This window comes from Paenarthrobacter sp. YJN-5 (assembly GCF_015040095.1).
Classification (GTDB): Bacteria; Actinomycetota; Actinomycetes; order Actinomycetales; family Micrococcaceae; genus Arthrobacter; species Arthrobacter ureafaciens.
Genome location: NZ_CP053544.1, coordinates 2,980,047 through 2,998,910 on the forward strand (window position 1 = coordinate 2,980,047; position 18,864 = coordinate 2,998,910).

Below are 18,864 nucleotides of genomic sequence, written 5' to 3' on the forward strand. Positions count from 1 at the left end.
GCAAAAAGAACTCCTACTAATCTACCGGCTGGCGGGAGCGCCTTTGGAACGTGGAAACAGATGAGCCACGCCTTCGCGTTTGGAAGCCCCTGGCCGAACCGGCTGGTCATCCTGCAATGGCGTGGCTCAACGGCCGGCCGGCCGCAGACTCCGTATGGAAACTAGACTCCTGTTCCCTCCAGCGGAAAAGGACCTCCTGCGACTGGGAAGCATTGGTCACTGCCGAGCTTACGGATGGACGGAGGGCACCACATACCCTTTGAGGTAAGTTCCATGGTTTCCCCCTTTGCCACCCTTGCCCCCAACGACACGGCTAGGGACGAATGTATGTGATTGGAGACACCTTTTCAAGGAACCAGCCGCCCCAGGGCATTGACGGGTGGCCTGTCCCGGCCTAGCTTCAATTCACCGGTTGGTGAATCAGCTATGCGTCGGGAGGCACGCAATGCCACGCGGAACAGCCCCTTCCCAGGACGCGGAAACTGCCGCAATCGCGGCCTCAGGGTTGCACGTCTCCAGGGGGCGGACCACAATCCTGCGCGGGTTGGAGTTCAGCATCATGCCGGGGCGGATTACGGGCCTGATTGGCCCCTCCGGCAGTGGCAAGACCACTCTCATGCGGGCGATCGTCGGCGTGCAGAAGATCAGCAGGGGAACCTTGAGCGTCCTTGGCCGCCCGGCGGGCAGCGCAGCGTTGAGGCACGACGTCGGATATGTCACCCAGGGTGCCAGCGTGTACGGAGACCTGAGCGTGGCAGCGAACGTCAAGTACTTCGGCGCCATGCACGGCGCGACGGCGGCGGACGTCGCCCAGGCGATTGCCGCCGTCGGGCTTGAATCCCACATGCGCCGGAAGGCCGCGGACCTCTCAGGCGGGCAGTTCAGCCGCGTGTCGCTGGCCTGTGCCTTGGTGTCGCATCCCGCGCTGTTGGTGCTCGATGAACCGACAGTGGGCCTGGACCCGGTGCTGCGGACCGAGCTGTGGGGACGGTTCGCTGCAATGGCTGCTGCAGGAACCACGTTGCTGATCTCCTCCCACGTCATGGAGGAGGCGTCCCATTGTTCGTCGTTACTGCTGCTGCGCGAGGGACAGTTGCTGGCACAGCTGACGCCGGAGGAACTGGCCCAACGCGGCCGGAACAAGGACCTGGAACGGGCGTTCCTGGCCATAATCACCGATACCCAAAAGACTGGTGCCGCATCATGAACCCGCGCATGACCTTGGCCACCGCCGCACGCGTCCTGGGCCAGCTGCGGCACGATCACCGCAGTATTGCCCTCATCCTGGTGGTTCCGGCACTGCTGCTGGCAGCCGTCTATTTCCTGTTCGAAAACGAGACGTTGCCGCCAGGGGTTCCAAGGACCTTCGACCGCGTGGGCCTGATGATGCTCGCCATCTTCCCGTTTGTGGTGATGTTCCTCGTCACCTCAATCACCATGCTCCGCGAACGGACCTCGGGAACGCTTGAGCGGCTGCTGACCACCCCCATCCACAAAGCAGACCTGCTGTTCGGCTACGCCCTGGCCTTCTCCCTCATGGCTGCCCTGCAGTCCCTGGTGGCTACAGCCGTTGCCTACTGGATTTTCGACTTGGACATCAAAGGAAGCCCCGGCCTGGTGGTGATGATCGCCGTCATCAATGCCGTCCTCGGCGTGGCACTGGGGCTGTTGTGTTCGGCGTTTGCCCGGACCGAGTTCCAGGCCGTCCAGTTCATGCCGGTGGTCGTAGTGCCGCAGATCCTGCTGTGCGGACTCTTCGTGGCCCGGGAGAACATGAACGATGTCCTCGACGGTATCTCAGGTGCGCTCCCGTTGACTTTCTCGGTCGATGCCCTGCAGGAAATCGCAGCCCACACCGACGCCACGGAAGCCCTGTGGCAGGATACTGCCGTGATGGGTGGAATCGTGGTGGGAGTGCTGGTGCTCGCTTCCCTGACGCTGCGGAGGCAGACCACCTAAGCCACGGGCGGCAGGTGCTTGCCGCAGCAGACACGCAGCGGGCAGTTGTGGCTGTTCCCGGCTTGGGAGCAACCACAACTGCCCGATGGCTGCGTGCTACTTGATGAGTGCCGCGGCCTGGTCCATCAGGGCGCCTGCTGCGGCAACCCCTTCGCTCTCAGCGTTGGCACCGGAGGCGGTTGCCGAAATCAGCACGCCGTCCTTGATGGCAAAGCCCATGTACGTGGACTGGCTCCGGCCGTCGGGCAGGACCATTGCGGTCTTGAAACCCTTGGCCCCGGGCACGGAGCTGATGCCGTCGAACTTCTCGGTGCTCACCTTCAGGGTGGAACCGCCCATGGTCATGGTCATGTTCGCGCACTTGGCAGCCTGGTCCTCGTTGTCTTCCAGGCTCTTCGTCAGAACTTCCTTGTCAACGCCGGAAATGAGCGAGATGCCGGTGACCACCTGGGCATCCGTGTCAATCTTGGCTCCTGCTGCGGCCGTGGAGCCCTCGATCGACTGGGACGCACCCAGGGTGCTGAGCTCTTTGCACTCTGCCGGTTCGATGGTCATCTGGCTGATGAGTTCCTTGAGCGGGTTCTGCTGGCTGGCAAGATCGTCAATGGCAGAGACCGTAAGTTCGGACCCGTCGTCGGCCTTGATCTGCTTCACGAGGTCTACGAGCTCCTGCGTGGTGTACTGCTTTGCCTCGGTGGGCGTGGGTGTGGCGGACGGGGTTTCGCCGGCCGGAGCCGAGGACGCAGCGTCCGTCGATGCGCCGCCGCCACATGCAGTAAGTCCGATGACCAAAAGTCCTGCTGCGGCAAATCCGCGCAGAGCGTTCCTCTTCATTTTTTCCCCAATGAGTTCGAGCGATGAGCCGACAATTGTTGGCCGGGACAAGCCTACAAGCCCGAACAGGGGTTCTCCGGCACCCCGCGCTAGAAGAGCACCGTGGCAAACGTGCCCGCCTGCGTGAAGCCCACCCGCTCATAGGTTGCCCGCGCCTTGGCATTGAAGTCGTTGACGTAGAGGCTTGTGACGGGGGCGAAGGTCTTGGCGAGGTTGACGACGGCGGCCATGTAGCCGGCGCTCTCACCCCTGCCGCGGAGACCGGGGTTCATCCATACGCCCTGCACCTGTGTGACGTCCCGCGTGACCGCGCCGAGTTCGGCTTTGAACACCACGGTGCCATCCGCATCGATGTGGACCAGGGAGTGGCCTTGCCGGATCAGGCCGGCAACACGCCGGCTGTAGAAGTCCTGGCCGCCGAGGAACGGCGAATACCCTACTTCCTCTTCGAACATGGCAGCACAAGCGGGAAGTATCCGATCGAAGTCCGCCATGGTGCCGAAGATCAATGAGGGGTTGGCTGGAATGGCCGGTGCGCCCGAGATGGTGAGGAGGGGTTGCCGCTCGCGGACTTCATGGGCAAAGTGCCCTAGTTGCTCAAACTTCGAGTAGAGGGCCAGGACGCTCTCGGCCGGGCCGAAGATGGAGGCGTAGCGACGGCCCGCTTGGTGTGCCGCTGCGGCTACGTGCTCCACCAGTGCGGGGTCCAGTTGAACAGGGACCATGTTGGCTCCTGCCCAGCAAGCCCCGATGAGCCGGTCGTCGTCGAAAACGCCGTAGACCTTCGCGCCACCGCTGGTGGGCGCCGCTGTTCCTACGCTGTCCAAGTGCGCGAGGATGAAAACGTTCGCTACAGGATCTTCATTCGCAAGCGCGCGAAGGGCCAGGGTGTCGGCAGCGCCGAGCACCCTGACTCCCAGGCCGGCCTCGTTACGAGACGCTAACCACGGGGCTACCTTTGACAGCATCTTCGCCATCGGCCTCCCCCATCTCTTCGGCGATGCGCATCGCCTCTTCGATCAGTGTCTCAACAATTTGGCTTTCGGGCACGGTCTTGATGACTTCGCCCTTCACGAAGATCTGCCCCTTGCCGTTGCCGGAAGCAACGCCGAGGTCCGCTTCACGGGCCTCACCGGGTCCATTCACTACGCAACCCATCACCGCTACGCGAAGGGGAATCTCCAGGCCTTCCAGCCCTGCCGTCACTTCCTCGGCGAGGGTGTAGACGTCCACCTGGGCACGGCCGCAGGACGGGCAGGACACGATTTCCAGCTTGCGCGGGCGAAGGTTGAGCGACTGCAGGATCTGGTTGCCCACCTTGATCTCCTCGACGGGAGGAGCGGACAGGGACACACGGATAGTGTCACCGATGCCGCGGGACAGGAGCGCGCCGAAAGCCGTGGCCGACTTGATGGTTCCCTGGAAGGCAGGGCCCGCTTCTGTGACGCCCAGGTGCAGGGGCCAGTCACCCTTTTCTGCGAGCATCTCGTAGGCGGCAACCATGACCACGGGGTCGTTGTGCTTCACGGAGATCTTGAAGTCATGGAAGCCGTGTTCCTCAAAGAGCGAAGCTTCCCATACGGCTGATTCCACCAGGGCTTCTGGAGTGGCCTTGCCGTACTTCTTGAGGATGCCGGGCTCCAGCGAACCGGCGTTGACGCCGATGCGTATGGAAGTGCCGTGGTCCCTGGCAGCAGCGGCGATTTCCTTGACCTGGTCATCGAACTTCCGGATGTTGCCCGGGTTCACACGGACAGCGGCGCACCCTGCCTCAATGGCGGCGAAGACGTACTTGGGCTGGAAGTGGATGTCCGCGATCACCGGGATCTGCGACTTGCGGGCAATGATCGGCAAGGCCTCGGCGTCATCGGCAGAAGGGCACGCAACACGGACGATGTCGCAACCGGACGCGGTCAGCTCGGCGATCTGCTGGAGCGTGGCATTGATGTCCGTGGTGGGAGTGGTGGTCATTGACTGCACGCTGATGGGGTAATCAGAGCCAACACCTACCGAGCCGACCTTGATTTGCCGCGTTTTGCGTCGCGGAGCGAGGACGGGTGGAGGGGCGGCTGGCATTCCCAGGCTGACCGAGGTCACGTGGACTCCTTGGGTTGGGTGTATCTGGTGGTGGGTACCTGAATCAGGAGGCGTGCTCCGAAAGAAGCCCAATAATGGGCGACCATTCGGTGGTGCGGATTCCGGCGATGGCGCCGGCGTCAGCAAACGGATCCTGCTTCAGGAGGTCAGTGAGTTCAGCTTCGTCGCGGGATTTGAAGATCAGCAGCGCGCCTGCGCCGTCACCGTACGGACCGCTGGCAAGCAGCGCACCTTCGTCAGGGAGGTCGCTAAGCCAAGCGCGGTGTGCGGGACGGGTCTCGTCGCGGATGGCCCCGGAGTCGGCCGCGTAAACATACTCAACAGCGAAAACAGTCATGGTGTTAGCCTATCCCGCCGGGTGCGGATGCTCTGCCACCGGGGAGGCCGCCGGAGACGCTCCTAGCCAAAGATGTTCACCGGCTTCACGATGTCCGCGTAGATCAGCAACGCGCCCATGGCCATCAAGAGGGCAGCCACCACATACGTTGCCGGGAGGAGCTTGGCAATGTCGAAAGCACCGGGGTCCGGCTTGCCGAGCAGCTTGGCCACCCGACGCCGGATTCCCTCGTACAGGGCACCGGCCACATGCCCGCCGTCAAGCGGAAGCAAGGGGATGAGGTTGAAAATCGCCAAGGCAAAGTTCAGGCCTGCCAACAAGCCCACCAGCGTGCCGATTCTGGCCTCCAAGGGCACCTGCTCCATAGCGGCTACTTCACCGGCCACCCGGCCGACGCCCACCACGCTGATGGGGCCGTTGGGGTCGCGGGGCTCTTCGCTGAAGGCTGCCTTGGCCACGCCAACCACCCTGGCGGGCAAGTTGAAGATCACACCGGAGATCTGCTTGATGTTCTCCCCCGCCATGGGCAAAACGCTCGACGCCGGCTGCGGCACCAGGACGCTTTGGGCACCTATGCCCAGGAACCCGACTTCCTGGTACTTGAGGACGCCGTCGGCATCCTGTTCCTGCCGGCCATCGGAACCGATGACGGGCCGCGCAGAAAGTACAGGCGTGACGGTGGTGGACACGAGGGCCCCGTTGCGCTCAACCGTAATAGGGACCTCACGCCCTGCGGATGCACGGATCCAGCTGGTCAACTCGTCCCACTCCGTGACCTGTTTTCCATCGAAGGACTTGATGGTGTCATTGGGCTGCAGGCCGGCAGCCGCGGCGGGGGTGGGCTTGCACTCCGCGGAATCGGGATCGACGGTCTGGCCGGCTGCCACTTGGCATTTGGAAACATCGGCAAGTGTGGTGGTTGCTTGGGCCGTCCCGAAGCCCATCAACAACACCGCCGTCAGCACGAGGCCGATGAGCATGTTCATGGCCGGACCACCCAGCATGACGATGATCTTCTTCCAGACCGGCAGTTTGTAGAACACCCGGTTTGCGTCGTCCGGGCCCACTTCCTCGTGGGCTGCCGAGCGGGCCTCCGAGGCAAGCGTCTGGAACATACCCGTGCTGGAGGGGCGGACGCCGCCGTCCTCCTTGTTCGGCGGGTACATGCCGATCATGGCGACGTAGCCGCCCAGCGGCAGGGCCTTGAAACCGTACTCGGTCTCACCCTTCTTGCGCGACCACAGCGTGGGACCAAAACCGATCATGTACTTGGTCACCCGCACCTTGAACAGCTTGGCAGGAACCAGGTGCCCCACCTCGTGAAGCGCGATGGAGACCGCGACGCCAATGGCGACGAAGATGACTCCGAGGATGAAGAGAAGGACGGGGCTCATTCGGGCGGTACTGCTTCCATCAGGTGGGGTGGGGTGGGCTACAGGCGGCTGGTGGCTAAACGATCGTGGGTACGGCTGCGTGCCCACGCTTCAGCATCCAACACGGATTCCAGCGTTAGCTCCGAAGAGCCTGTATGTTCGCTGAGAACGGACTCCACGGTATCGACGATGTCGGTGAAGCGGATGCGGCCGGCGTGGAACGCTTCCACAGCTTCCTCGTTCGCCGCGTTGAACACCGCGGGGAAGGTGCTCCCCTGCTTGGCTGCCTCCTTGGCGAGGTCCACGGCGGGAAACGCCTCCGAATCCAGCGGTTCGAAGGTCCAGCTTGTGGCTTGGCTCCAATCACACGCCCGGGCAGCGCCGGGAACCCTGTCCGGCCAGCCGAGCCCCAGCGCGATCGGAAGGCGCATGTCCGGCGGGGAAGCTTGCGCGATGATTGAGCCGTCCACGAACTGCACCATTGAATGGACCACGGACTGGGGATGCACCACGACGTCGATCCGGTCCAGGGGCACGTCGAACAGCAGGTGCGCTTCGATCACTTCCAAGCCCTTGTTGACCAGGCTGGCGGAGTTCGTGGTGACCATCAGCCCCATGTCCCAGGTGGGGTGCGCCAACGCCTCCTGGGGGCTGACGTCCAGCAGCTGTTCGCGCGTCCGGCCCCGGAAAGGACCGCCCGAAGCCGTAAGTATCAGCTTCTGGACTTCCGCTACCGCGCCTGAACGGAGGCACTGTGCAATTGCCGAATGTTCGGAGTCGACGGGAACAATCTGGCCTGGACCCGCGGCTGCCTTAACCAGAGCGCCGCCGACGATCAGCGATTCCTTGTTGGCGAGCGCCAGGGTGGCCCCGGACTCCAGGGCCGCCAAGGTAGGAGCAAGACCAATGGATCCTGTGATGCCGTTGAGGACAACGTCACTGGGGATGCCCGCGACCCTGGCCGAGGCATCGGGCCCCACGAAGATTTCCGGAGCAAAGCCTTTCAGCCCGGCGGTTGCGGCAAAGCCGGCGATGAGCTGTTGCAGGGCAGCAGCGTCGCCCCGGGCAATTCCCACTGCCTGCGCGCGGGTGTGCACAGCCTGCTGCGCAATGAGTTCCGGGTTTCCGCCTCCTGCGCTGAGTGCCACTACCTCGAAAAGGTGGGGAGCGGCGTCGATCACCTCAATTGCTTGCGTGCCGATGGAACCGGTGGACCCGAGGATGACGATCTTGCGCGGCTGCATGAGTCAAGTATCCCAGCCGCCGGAGGGCAGGGCGAACACGGCGGACCCATATGTGCAAACGTCTGTTGGCCCCTCCGTCCCATGGGTAACGTGGAAATCGTGGAGTGGCTCTCTTGGTTCGACGCCCGGGACTACGAATTCGCCCGCCAGGTGCTGCAGCGCGGCACGGCTACGCTCTACTTCCTTGCGTTTCTTTCGACGCTGAACCAGTTCCCGGCGCTCCTGGGCGAGCGGGGCCTGCTTCCCGTCCCGGATTTCCTTGGGGTTGTCCGGCGGATGGGGCGGCCTACGCTGTTCCGTTGGCGCTACTCGGACAGGCTGCTGCGGGCCGTCTGCATCTTTGGGCTGGCGGTGTCTGCGTTGTTGGTCCTCGGACTTCCGCAGACAGGGCCGCCGTGGTTGCCGATGATTGCTTTCCTGGCCCTCTGGTTCCTCTACATGTCCATTGTCAACGTGGGACAAACCTTTTACGGCTTCGGCTGGGAAGTGCTGCTTCTGGAAGCAGGGTTCACGGTAGCCTTCCTGGGATCCGACCAGACTCCCCCGCCCGCCACCATCCTGGTACTGGTCGTGTGGCTGGTGTTCCGGCTTGAGTTCGGCGCCGGCATGATCAAGATGCGCGGGGGCAGGGAATGGCGGGACCTGACAGCGATGTTCTACCACCACGAAACCCAGCCGATGCCCGGCCCTCTCAGCCGCCAAGCCCACTTCCTCCCCCGGCCGCTGCACAAAGTCGAGGTGCTGGGGAACCATTTCGCCCAGCTGGTGGTCCCCTTCTTCCTGTTCGCACCCCAGCCCGTGGCCGGCATTGCCGCCGACATCATCATCCTGACCCAGTTATGGCTTGTGGGCTCGGGCAATTTCGCGTGGCTGAACTGGGCCGCCATCATCCTTGCTTTCGCAGCTGTGAGCGATCCCGTGGCCCACGCGGTCTTCCCGTTCATCCCGCTTGAGTGGCACTCCGGTGCAACCACACCGGTGTGGTGGCTCGTCGTCGTACTCGCCGTGACGTTGCTGTTGCTGGTGTTCAGCTACCGCCCGTTGCTGAACCTGTTCTCGCGGGAGCAACTCATGAATGCAAGCTTCAACCGCTGGAGGCTGGTCAATGCGTATGGAGCATTTGGCACGGTCACCAAGCAACGCATCGAAGTAGTGGTGGAAGGAACCTCCGACGAAGACCCCGACGCCCCGGACGAGGCCTGGCTGGAGTACGGGTTCAAGGGGAAACCGGGAGATGTCCGAAGAATGCCGCGTCAATGGGCGCCCTACCACCTTCGGCTGGATTGGATGATGTGGTTCCTGCCGCTGCGCACCGTGCACGAGGAATGGCTGTACCGTTTCCTGGACAAGCTCCTCACAGCCGATCCGCAGACGCTTCGGCTGCTTGGCCATGACCCGTTCGACGGCGGCCGCCCCCGTTGGGTGCGCGTGCAGACGTACCTTTACCGTTTCGCCAGCCGCGCAGAATTCAGGACGACGGGTGAGCGTTGGGTGAGGATACCGCTGTACGAGGCCATTGCGCCTATGTCCCTCGATTCCCGGCGTCGGCTTCCCTGGTAGTGAAGCGGTGGGCAGCCGGTCTGGGGCCTGCCGTCGACTCCCGCACCACAAGGTGCGTGGCCAGCTCGACCCTGCGCGAATCGATGTCCTCCCCGTTCATTTGGCGGAGGATGAAATTCACTGCGGACCGGCCCATGTCCTGCAGCGGTTGGGAAACCGACGTGAGCGGCGGGACTGACTCCGCGGCCTGGTGGGTCCCGTCGAAGCCCACAAGGCTCATCTCCTCAGGGATGTGCACGTTCTGTCGCCGGGCCTCGGCGAGAACGCCCAAAGCGATGCTGTCGCTGGCAGCAAAAATGGCTGTGGGCGGATCATCCAACGCCAGCAGCGCCCTCATCGCCTGAACTCCGTTGCTGGGACGGAAGGGCCCGGCAAGGACGTAATCATCGTGCACGCTGATGCCCTCGGCCATCAGCGCAGCCATGTAGCCGTGGAGCCGCGCTTGGCTGCACTCTGCCGACTCCGGTCCTCCAACGTAGGCGATCCTGCGGTGGCCAAGCTCAATCAAGTGCGCTGCGGCAGCCTTTCCTCCGGCCCAGTTGCTGGCACCCACGCTGAAGACATCGCCGGGCGGAGGATTGAGCGGATCGACCACCACGATGGGAATCCTCCTGCGCTGGAAAGCGTTGAGCTGGCCCGAATTGAAGGCGGAAGTGACCACGATCATCCCGCTGCGCCCCTCGTCGATCAGCCGTTGGGCCCGCTCTTCAGGTCCCAAGGGAGACCCTGATTGCCGGCTGGTGACGGAGAGGACCACCTCCATGTCGGCAATCGCTGCTTGTTCCAGCACGCCGTTCAGGACCTCAACCGCGTACGCCGAGTTGAGGGAATCGAACACTGCCTCGACTGCGCGGCGGGAAGGAGCACTCCTGCGCTGCGAGGGGGTTTTGTAACCGATCCTCTCCAGCGCCGCGAGGACCCGGGCGCGCGTCTCATCGGCTACGTCTTCGCGGCCGTTGATCACTTTGGAAACAGTCGGCGCTGAGACGCCGGCCTCCTCGGCTACTGCGGCCAGGGTTGGCTTGGACGGCTTTGTCCCGATAGTCATGTCCCCCACTTTCGAAATTGTTTCGGCAGTTTCGAGGATGCGCCGCTCTGCGCAAAAGTGCAAATTCTGCTCAGTAACGAGGAAAAAGCCGTCTTGACGAATCATCCAATTAGCTTTAGTTTAGACCGTGATCTTAATCACGGTTGCGAAATATTTCGGTTTTTTTCGGAACCTTCTTGTTCAACCTAGCGAAAACACATGGAGAAGCAATGAAGCAATTCCAGTCCTCCCGGCGTTCCTTCCTGGCCCTCGCTGCACTCACACCCTTCGCAGCCATGGCAACGACTGCCTGCGGAACGTCAGGACCGGGCGGGAGCGGCGGAGGTGGCGGTGCCAGCATGTGGTTCCTCACCGGCGAGCCCAACCAGACCACCATGCAGAACGCCGTTGACGCATTCGTCGCCGCGAACCCGGACCACAAGATCAACGTCACCTACTTCCAGAACGACGCCTACAAGACCAAGATCAAGACGGCCATCGGTGCAGGCCAGGCCCCGACCATCGTCTACGGCTGGGGTGGCGGCGGGTTGAAGACCTACGCCGAGGCCAACCAGGTGGAGGACCTGACTCCCTGGTTCGATGCCAACCCGGACGTGAAGGAAAAGTTCTTCCCGTCCTCGTTCGGCGCTGCGACGGTCAACGGCAAGATCTACGCCCTGCCTAACCAGTACGTGGCTCCGATCGTGCTCTTCTACAACAAGGAACTCTTCGAGAAGGCCGGCGTCCAGCCTCCCAAGACCTGGGACGACATCATGTCCCTGGTCAAGACCTTCAATGACATGGGCGTGGCACCGTTCTCGCTCGGCGGCCAGTCCCGCTGGACTTCGATGATGTGGCTCGAATACCTCCTGGACCGCATCGGCGGGGCCGAAGTCTTCAATGCCATCTTCGAAGGCAAACCCGATTCCTGGATGCACCCGGCAGTCATCGAAACCGGCACCAAGATCCAGGAACTGGTCTCCGCTGACGGCTTCATCAAGGGTTTCTCCTCGATCACGGCAGACTCCAAGGCTGACCAGGCCCTCCTGTTCACCGGCAAGGCTGCGATGATGCTCCACGGATCCTGGACCTACGGTGCCATGAAGAAGGAAGGCCAGAACTTCGTCCAGGACGGAAAGCTCGGCTTCGTCCACTTCCCGACCATCCCCGGCGGCAAGGGCGACCCGAAGAGCGGCGTGGGAAACCCTGCCCAGTACATGTCCATTTCCGCCAAGGCCAGCGACCAGGAGAAGGAGACCGCCAAGAAGTTCTTCAAGGAGGGCATCCTGACGGACAAAGTCATTGATGCCTACATCAACTCCGGCTCCGTGCCGATTGTGAACGGTATCGAGGACAAGCTTGCTTCCTCACCTGACAAGGACTTCCTGAACTTTGTCTACGACCTGGCCAAGAACGCGCCCACGTTCCAGCAATCCTGGGACCAGGCACTGAGCCCGACCGCCGCCGAGGCACTCCTGAACAACATCGACCAGTTGTTCCTGAAGTCCATCACGCCCAAGCAGTTCGCCGAGAACATGAACGCAACGCTTGGCAAATGAGCACTTCAACGTTGACCAGGACGGCCGCCCACCGGACTGGCGAGAAGACCAAGGGGCAGAAAAACTCCGCACTGGCATGGCTGACGGTTCCGGCGCTGCTGTTCTTTGTCCTGTTCGCCGTCATTCCCCTGGCGGGCGTCCTGGTCCTCAGCTTCGCCGACTGGGACGGCATCGGCGCAATCGGCGTTGCCGGGATGGACAACTGGACATCGGTCCTCGCCGATCCCGGACTGTACAACGCGCTGGGATTGACGTTCGTGATCATGATCGTGTCCTGGCTGGTGCAGACACCTATCAGCCTGCTGTTGGGAGTCTTCACGGCCGGTAGCCAAAAATACCGTGCGGCCCTGGCTGTGTTGTACTTCCTGCCCCTCCTTCTGTCATCGGCAGCGGTGGCCATCGCATTCAAGGCCCTCCTGGACCCGAACTTCGGCCTGGCCATGGGCCTCGGCCTGCCCTTCCTGGCACAGGATTGGTTGGGCGTTCCGCAGTTGGCACTGGGGCTGGTTATCTTCGTCATCGCCTGGCAGTTCGTTCCGTTCCACACGCTGATCTACCAAGGCGGCGTGCGCCAGATACCGAAGTCCTTGTACGAGGCGGCGCAGATCGACGGCGCGGGAACCATCAAGCAGTTTTTCCACATCACGCTCCCGCAGCTGAAGTACACCATCATCACGTCCTCCACCTTGATGGTGGTGGGGTCCCTGACGTACTTCGACCTGATCTTCGTCCTCACCGGCGGCGGTCCGGGCAACTCCACCCGAATCCTGGCCCTGGACATGTACCTCAGGGGCTTCCGGGCCAACCTCATGGGCCCGGCGAGCGTCATCGCGGTGATTCTGGTCGTCATCGGCCTGGCACTGGCCTTGTTCCTCCAGCGTCTTGGAGGCAAGGACAAGCAGGGCAGCCAATTGGAAGGTATGTAGGGTGAGCACCGTTCTGACGAACACAGAAGAGACGCCGGCAACCGGCGCCAAGACCGACCCGCCCCTGGTCAAGCTCAGCTTGGCCACGCGGATACGTCGACTCAACATCCCCGGGGGCCTTGGCGGTTGGATCTGGCTGGCCATCATTATCATCCCGGTCTACTACATTGTGATCACCAGCCTGAAGACGGCAGAGGGCTACTTCGGGCAAAGCCCGCTGGCTCCGCCGACGTCGCCCACCTTGGAGAACTACCAGCTGGTCCTGGAATCCAACTTCGCGACGTACTTCATGAACAGTGCGATCGTGACGCTCGGTTCCGTCATTCCGACGGTCCTGATTTCCTTCATGGCTTCCTTCGCGATCGTCCGCGGACGTGGCAGGTTCCTGAAGCTGGTCAACGGAATGTTCCTGATGGGCTTGGCCATCCCCCTGCAGGCGACCATCATCCCCATTTACCTGATGATCATCAGGTTGAACCTCTACGACAGCCTGCTGGCCATCATGCTCCCGTCCATCGCCTTCGCGATTCCGCTGACGGTACTCATCCTGTCCAACTTCATTCGCGACGTCCCGAACGAGCTGTTCGAATCCATGCGGCTTGACGGGTGCAGCGAATGGCAGACCATGTGGCGCCTGGCGCTGCCCCTGACCCGTCCGGCGATCGTAACGGTATCCATCTACAACGGCCTGCATGTGTGGAACGGGTTCCTGCTCCCGCTGGTGCTGACCCAAAACCCGGACCTTCGTGTCCTCCCGTTGGGGCTCTGGACGTTCCAGGGCGAATTCAGCGTGAACATCCCGGCGGTCCTGGCCTCGGTTGTCCTGAGCACCTTGCCCATCCTGGTGCTGTACGTAGTAGGACGGCGTCAGCTCCTGAGCGGCCTGACCGCCGGATTCAGCAAGTAGCCGGATTCGGCAGACTAGAAAGGATCAGTTGTGACTGAACCACGACCCCTGCGTGTGGGCATGGTGGGCTATGCCTTCATGGGCGCCGCCCACTCCCACGCATGGCGTACCGCCCCGCGATTCTTTGACCTGCCCTTGGCGCCGCAACTCACCGCGGTGGCCGGCCGGAATGAAGAAGGAGTCCGGGCGGCGGCAGCCAAGTACGGCTGGGAATCGGTGGAGACGGATTGGCGGCGTTTGATCGAGCGCGACGACATCGACCTCATTGATATTTGCACTCCAGGCAACACCCACGCCGAGATTGCGATCGCGGCCTTGGAAGCGGGAAAGCACGTCCTGTGCGAGAAGCCCCTGGCCAACTCCGTGGAGGAAGCCGGGAAGATGACGGCCGTTGCGCAGGCCGCGGCCGAACGCGGAGTCCTCTCCATGTGCGGCTTCAGCTACCGCCGTACGCCCGCGCTCGCCTTGGCCAAGCGGATGGTTGACGAAGGGCGCCTGGGCGATATCCGCCACGTCCGCGCCCAGTACCTTCAGGACTGGCTCTCGGATGCCGACGCTCCCCTCACGTGGCGCTTGGACAAGTCGAAATCAGGCTCCGGCTCCCTGGGCGACATCGGCGCCCACAGCATTGATGCGGCCCAGTGGATCACCGGACAAGCCATCACCGGGGTCTCCGCCCTGATGGAAACATTCGTTAAGGAACGCCCGGTGGGTGGTGACTTCGTGGGACTCGGCGGCCACGGTGGCTCCGACGGCCCCAAGGGCCCGGTAACCGTTGACGACGCCGCCCTTTTCACTGCCCGGTTCAGCGGAAAGCACGACGGCGGCACTGGTCCCGTTGGCATCTTCGAGGCCACCCGCTTCGCGCTGGGCCGAAAGAACGCAATGCGACTGGAGCTGAACGGCACCAAGGGTTCGCTGGCCTTCGACTTCGAGGACATGAATTCCCTGCAGTTCTACGAAGCCTCGCTTGAACCCGATGCGGGCTTCCGCAAGATCATGGTCACCGAACCGTCCCACCCCTACACGGGCAACTGGTGGCCGACCGGCCATGGACTGGGGTACGAGCACGGCTTCACCCATCAGGTGGTGGACCTCGTGAATGCCATCGGCGCCGGTGAGCAGCCGTCGCCGTCGTTCGCTGATGCTTTGCAGGTCCAGAAGGTATTGGCCGCCGTAGAGGCGAGCGCTGCGGCGGAAAGCCGTTGGCAGAACGTTGACAAGGAGCACTGATGAACCGACCCATCACACTTTTTACCGGTCAGTGGGCAGACCTTCCCTTTGAGGAAGTTGCCCGGTTGGCAGGCGAATGGGGCTTCGACGGCCTGGAGATCGCCTGCTGGGGCGACCACCTCGATCCGGTACGGGCAGTGGAAGACGATGCCTACCTCCGGAACAAGCTGGAGATCCTGGACAAGCACAACTTGTCGGTCCATGCCATCGCCAACCACCTCACGGGGCAGGCAGTCTGCGATGATCCCATCGACGAACGGCACCGGGATATCCTGTCCGCCGATGTCTGGGGTGATGGTGATGCGGAAGGCGTCCGCCGGCGCGCAGCAGAGACCATGAAGGCGACGGCCCGCGCTGCGGCCAAGCTGGGGGTCAAGACCGTCACCGGATTTACGGGTTCCTCCAACTGGAAATGCGTTGCCATGTTCCCTCCCGCCTCTGATGCCATGATCGAGCGCGGCTACCAGGACTTCGCCAACCGCTGGAACCCCATCATGGACGTCTTCGACGAGGTGGGGGTCCGGTTCGCACTGGAAGTCCACCCCTCCGAGATTGCCTACGATTACTGGACTGCCAAGCGAACGCTCGAAGCCATCGGGCACCGGGAGAACTTCGGGTTGAACTTTGATCCGTCCCACTTCATATGGCAGGACCTGGACCCTGTCATGTTCCTGCAGGACTTCGCCGACCGGATCTTCCACGTCCACGTAAAGGAGTCCGTCCGGCAGTTGAACGGACGCAACGGACGCCTGGGGTCGCATTTGCCATGGGCGGATCCCCGCCGCGGTTGGGATTTCGTCACGGCCGGCCACGGAGACGTGCAGTGGGAACCGATCTTCCGGACCCTCAACGCCATCGGCTACGCAGGACCCACCAGCATCGAGTGGGAAGACGCGGGCATGGACCGCCTGGTCGGTGCTCCGCAGGCACTGGCCATGGTCAAGGAACTTGCCACTATCCAGCCACCCGCAGCGGCCTTCGATGCCGCCTTCGCAACACGCTGAACGACTCACCGGATACGCCCCGAAAAAAATTAAGGAAAACATGTCGAGCAACAACAAAACCGCCCTGGTGGTACGCGGGGGCTGGGACGGACACCAGCCTGTGGAGGCCACCGAACTCTTCATCCCGTACCTCAAAGCCCAAGGCTTCGAGGTACGGGTGGAGGAATCGCCCAAAATCTACGCAGACGCCGACTACATGGCAACTGTGGACCTGATCGTGCAGTGCATGACCATGTCCACCATCGAGAAGGACGAGTTCGAGGGACTTCGTGCCGCCGTCGAGAACGGTACGGGCCTGGCGGGCTGGCATGGCGGCATCGCCGACTCCTACCGCAACAACTCCGACTACCTCCACCTGATCGGGGGCCAGTTCGCCTGCCATCCCGGCAAGCACCCGGACGAAAGAATCGGCGAGCAGTCGGACAACTACGTTCCTTACACGGTGAACATGCTCCCTGCGGCCGCAGAACACCCCATCACTGCCGGCTTGTCCGACTTTGACCTGGTCACCGAGCAGTACTGGGTCCTGGCCGACGACTACATCGACGTCCTGGCCACCACCACCCAGAAGGTGCGCGACTGGGACCCCTGGAACCGGGAGGTCACTTCCCCTGCCATCTGGACGCGCCAGTGGGGCAAGGGCAGGATCTTCGTCTGCACCCCGGGACACCGTGTGGAAGTTCTCCAGGACTCCAACGTCCGCACCATCATCGAGAGGGGCATGCTGTGGGCAACCCGCTAGAAAACACCAAGCAGCTTAACGTCGGAATCATCGGCTGCGGCGCCATCATCGCCCAGTACCTGAGCAATTTCCGGCGCCTTGATCCGGTCAACCTCGTGGCCGTGGCGGACCTCGATCCGGCCCGTGCCCAGGCAGTGGCGGACTCCTACGAAGGCGTCCGGGCAGTGTCGGTGGAAGAGCTGTTGGCGGCGGACGACGTCGACCTGGTGCTCAACCTGACTATCCCGGCGGCGCACGCCGACGTGGCCCTCAAGGCCATCGCCAACGGCAAGTCCGTGTACGGGGAGAAGCCGCTCGCCGCTACCACCGAAGAGGCCCGGCAGGTCCTCGACGCTGCACGGGCCGCCGGAGTGGTGGTGGGCTGTGCGCCGGATACGGTCCTGGGCACGGGCATCCAAACGGCCCGCAAAGCGATCGACGACGGCCTGATCGGTACCCCGATCTCGGCGACGGCCACCATGGCCACGCCCGGCCACGAACGCTGGCATCCGAACCCGGACTTCTACTACCAGCCCGGCGGCGGACCGCTGCTGGACATGGGCCCGTACTACGTCTCGGCATTGGTCACTCTCCTGGGTCCGGTCGTCTCCGTGGTGGGCGCCGCGAGCCACACGAGGAATGAACGCACCATCGGTTCCGGTCCCCGCGAGGGCCAGAAAGTACCGGTGGACATCAACTCGCACGTGACAGGAGTATTGGTCCATGCCTCCGGTGCGCTGTCAACGCTCTTCATGAGCTTCGACGCCGTCAAGACCAAGAGTCCCAACCTGGAAATCCACGGCGAGAAGGGTTCCCTGGTGGTTCCGGATCCCAACCATTTCGACGGCGAGGTCCAGTTGTTCGCGCTCGGCGCCGAGGACTGGGAAACACTGCCCGTCTCGGCCGGCTATGTGGACTCGGGCCGGGGCTTTGGCATTGCCGACCTTGCGGCAACTCCCGAAGGCCAGGAACCGCGTGCCGGGGGCGGGCTCGCGTTCCACGCCCTTGAGGTGATGGAGTCGGTCCTTGAGTCTGCCAAGTCGGGGCAGTCGGTATCGATCAAGAGCACGGCACAACGGCCGCCGGCAGTGCCGCTGACTGAGCTGGCCACCAAGGTCTCAGCCTAAGACCCACACGCGAGGTGGCATTTGATGACAGTGTTTCCGGGAAACATTGGCATTAAATGCCACCTCGCGCCTGTTAACGGGCCTCAGCGGGCCCTGCGCAGCACCGATTCAGCGTGCTTAAGGATGGGGCCGTCGATCATCTTCCCTTTGAACTGGAACACACCGCTGCCAGCAGCGGAGGCGGCATCCAACAACTCGCGCGCTTCCTCCACTGCTTCGGGCGCAGGCGCATAGGCTTCCCGCACAGCAGCCACTTGGGACGGATGGATGCAGGCTTTCGCCCCGAAACCGCTCGCCACGGCATCCCGCGATTCCACGGCCAGGCCGTCAAGGTCCGGAATGTTCACGTAGACGGCGTCGATGGCTTCCTTGCCCGCGGCTTTTGCGGCAAGCAGTACAGCGGAACGGGCGTGCAGGGCAACAGCCCGGTACCCGCCGTCGTCGTTCCTGCTGGAAAGCCCGCCCAGGGATGCCAGCAGGTCCTCCGCGCCCCACATGAGCGCCACCACATTTGGTTCCGCCGCGATGGCAGCGGCATTCAACACACCGGCAGCTGTTTCGCAGAGGGCAATCACCCGGTAACCGTCAAGGGCCCGCATGTCCTCTGCCCTCTCCGCCTTGGCAACCATCACAGTGCGGTATGGCGTGTGGGCCAGGCTGTGGAGGTCCTTCCCGAACTCAGCCGAGCCCACCGGATTGACCCTCACGATGGTGCGGCCGGGTTCCAGCTCCGGCGTATCTCCCGCCGCGCCCAGCTGGGCCAGGATGGCACCCCGGGCACGCTGCTTGTCAGCAGGCGCAACGGCATCTTCCAAGTCCAGGATCACCGCATCGGAGCGGTCGGCCGCCTTGCTGTAGCGTTCCGGGCGGTCCGCAGGGCAGAACAGGAGGGCAGGACCCATGGTGAAGGGAAGGTCGGCAGGAGTGGGCATCGGGTTCCTTGCTGCTGGGCGTGA

Annotated in this window: 18 protein-coding genes; 10 read left to right on the forward strand and 8 right to left on the reverse strand. The window is 63.0% G+C overall.

Features of this window, described 5'->3' with window-relative positions; all coding sequences use genetic code 11:
* The first annotated feature begins 445 nt into the window (after positions 1–445).
* Together HMI59_RS14070 and HMI59_RS14075 are read left to right on the forward strand one after the other, a co-directional pair.
* Positions 446–1,207: an ABC transporter ATP-binding protein gene (locus HMI59_RS14070; RefSeq protein ID WP_193591639.1), complete on the forward strand. Its 762-nt coding sequence runs from the start codon at positions 446–448 to the stop codon at positions 1,205–1,207.
* Between the two features lie 8 nt (positions 1,208–1,215).
* The gene (locus tag HMI59_RS14075) at positions 1,216–1,959 is read left to right on the forward strand and encodes an ABC transporter permease (RefSeq protein WP_227471634.1); all 744 of its coding nucleotides are present in this window, start codon (positions 1,216–1,218) and stop codon (positions 1,957–1,959) included.
* 96 nt (positions 1,960–2,055) lie between these two features.
* Here the strand turns inward: HMI59_RS14075 and HMI59_RS14080 are convergent, their stop codons facing one another.
* From HMI59_RS14080 to dxr, 6 genes are all read right to left on the reverse strand, one after another.
* Positions 2,056–2,793: a hypothetical protein gene (locus HMI59_RS14080; RefSeq protein ID WP_193591641.1), complete on the reverse strand. Its 738-nt coding sequence runs from the start codon at positions 2,791–2,793 to the stop codon at positions 2,056–2,058.
* Between the two features lie 89 nt (positions 2,794–2,882).
* Complete coding sequence (locus HMI59_RS14085) at positions 2,883–3,761, reverse strand: GNAT family N-acetyltransferase (protein ID WP_193593767.1); 879 nt, start codon at positions 3,759–3,761, stop codon at positions 2,883–2,885.
* Positions 3,724–4,890: a flavodoxin-dependent (E)-4-hydroxy-3-methylbut-2-enyl-diphosphate synthase gene (ispG, locus tag HMI59_RS14090; RefSeq protein ID WP_193591642.1), complete on the reverse strand. Its 1,167-nt coding sequence runs from the start codon at positions 4,888–4,890 to the stop codon at positions 3,724–3,726. Before ispG ends, HMI59_RS14085 begins: the two co-directional genes overlap by 38 nt.
* Positions 4,891–4,933: 43 nt before the next feature.
* Positions 4,934–5,227, reverse strand: coding sequence for a YciI family protein (locus tag HMI59_RS14095; protein WP_193591643.1), 294 nt, complete (start codon positions 5,225–5,227; stop codon positions 4,934–4,936).
* Positions 5,228–5,289: 62 nt separating this feature from the next.
* Complete coding sequence (locus tag HMI59_RS14100) at positions 5,290–6,621, reverse strand: RIP metalloprotease (protein WP_193591644.1); 1,332 nt, start codon at positions 6,619–6,621, stop codon at positions 5,290–5,292.
* A gap of 38 nt (positions 6,622–6,659) precedes the next feature.
* Complete coding sequence (gene dxr / locus HMI59_RS14105) at positions 6,660–7,844, reverse strand: 1-deoxy-D-xylulose-5-phosphate reductoisomerase (RefSeq protein WP_193591645.1); 1,185 nt, start codon at positions 7,842–7,844, stop codon at positions 6,660–6,662.
* A gap of 99 nt (positions 7,845–7,943) precedes the next feature.
* On the opposite strand from dxr, the gene HMI59_RS14110 reads away from it, so the two are divergent.
* Positions 7,944–9,404 (forward strand): lipase maturation factor family protein, encoded by a 1,461-nt coding sequence (locus HMI59_RS14110; RefSeq protein ID WP_193593768.1) that lies wholly within the window; start codon positions 7,944–7,946, stop codon positions 9,402–9,404.
* On the opposite strand, the gene HMI59_RS14115 is transcribed toward HMI59_RS14110, so the two are convergent.
* Positions 9,367–10,452, reverse strand: a complete 1,086-nt coding sequence (locus HMI59_RS14115; RefSeq protein WP_193591646.1) for a LacI family DNA-binding transcriptional regulator — start codon at positions 10,450–10,452, stop codon at positions 9,367–9,369. The two genes, HMI59_RS14110 and HMI59_RS14115, sit on opposite strands and share 38 nt — an antisense overlap.
* 209 nt (positions 10,453–10,661) lie before the next feature.
* Between HMI59_RS14115 and HMI59_RS14120 the strand changes: the two genes are divergently transcribed.
* From HMI59_RS14120 to HMI59_RS14150, 7 genes are all read left to right on the forward strand, one after another.
* On the forward strand, positions 10,662–11,990 hold the full coding sequence (locus HMI59_RS14120) for an extracellular solute-binding protein (RefSeq protein ID WP_193591647.1): 1,329 nt from the start codon (positions 10,662–10,664) through the stop codon (positions 11,988–11,990).
* Positions 11,987–12,916 carry a carbohydrate ABC transporter permease gene (locus HMI59_RS14125; protein WP_193591648.1) on the forward strand — a complete coding sequence of 310 codons (930 nt, stop codon included), beginning with the start codon at positions 11,987–11,989 and terminating at the stop codon, positions 12,914–12,916. Before HMI59_RS14120 ends, HMI59_RS14125 begins: the two co-directional genes overlap by 4 nt.
* Before the next feature lie 79 nt (positions 12,917–12,995).
* The gene (locus tag HMI59_RS14130; protein ID WP_210731132.1) at positions 12,996–13,823 is read left to right on the forward strand and encodes a carbohydrate ABC transporter permease; all 828 of its coding nucleotides are present in this window, start codon (positions 12,996–12,998) and stop codon (positions 13,821–13,823) included.
* Between the two features lie 30 nt (positions 13,824–13,853).
* Complete coding sequence (locus HMI59_RS14135; protein ID WP_193591649.1) at positions 13,854–15,056, forward strand: Gfo/Idh/MocA family protein; 1,203 nt, start codon at positions 13,854–13,856, stop codon at positions 15,054–15,056.
* Positions 15,056–16,060: a sugar phosphate isomerase/epimerase gene (locus HMI59_RS14140; RefSeq protein ID WP_193591650.1), complete on the forward strand. Its 1,005-nt coding sequence runs from the start codon at positions 15,056–15,058 to the stop codon at positions 16,058–16,060. Before HMI59_RS14135 ends, HMI59_RS14140 begins: the two co-directional genes overlap by 1 nt.
* Before the next feature lie 40 nt (positions 16,061–16,100).
* Positions 16,101–16,802 carry a ThuA domain-containing protein gene (locus HMI59_RS14145; RefSeq protein ID WP_166183949.1) on the forward strand — a complete coding sequence of 234 codons (702 nt, stop codon included), beginning with the start codon at positions 16,101–16,103 and terminating at the stop codon, positions 16,800–16,802.
* Entirely contained in the window at positions 16,787–17,908 is a 1,122-nt protein-coding gene (locus HMI59_RS14150) for a Gfo/Idh/MocA family protein (protein ID WP_193591651.1), read from the forward strand. The genes HMI59_RS14145 and HMI59_RS14150 overlap by 16 nt, the downstream gene beginning before the upstream one ends.
* Positions 17,909–17,991: 83 nt before the next feature.
* Here HMI59_RS14150 and HMI59_RS14155 read toward each other — a convergent pair whose 3' ends face one another.
* Entirely contained in the window at positions 17,992–18,840 is an 849-nt protein-coding gene (locus HMI59_RS14155) for a CoA ester lyase (RefSeq protein ID WP_193591652.1), read from the reverse strand.
* Positions 18,841–18,864 lie beyond the last annotated feature (24 nt).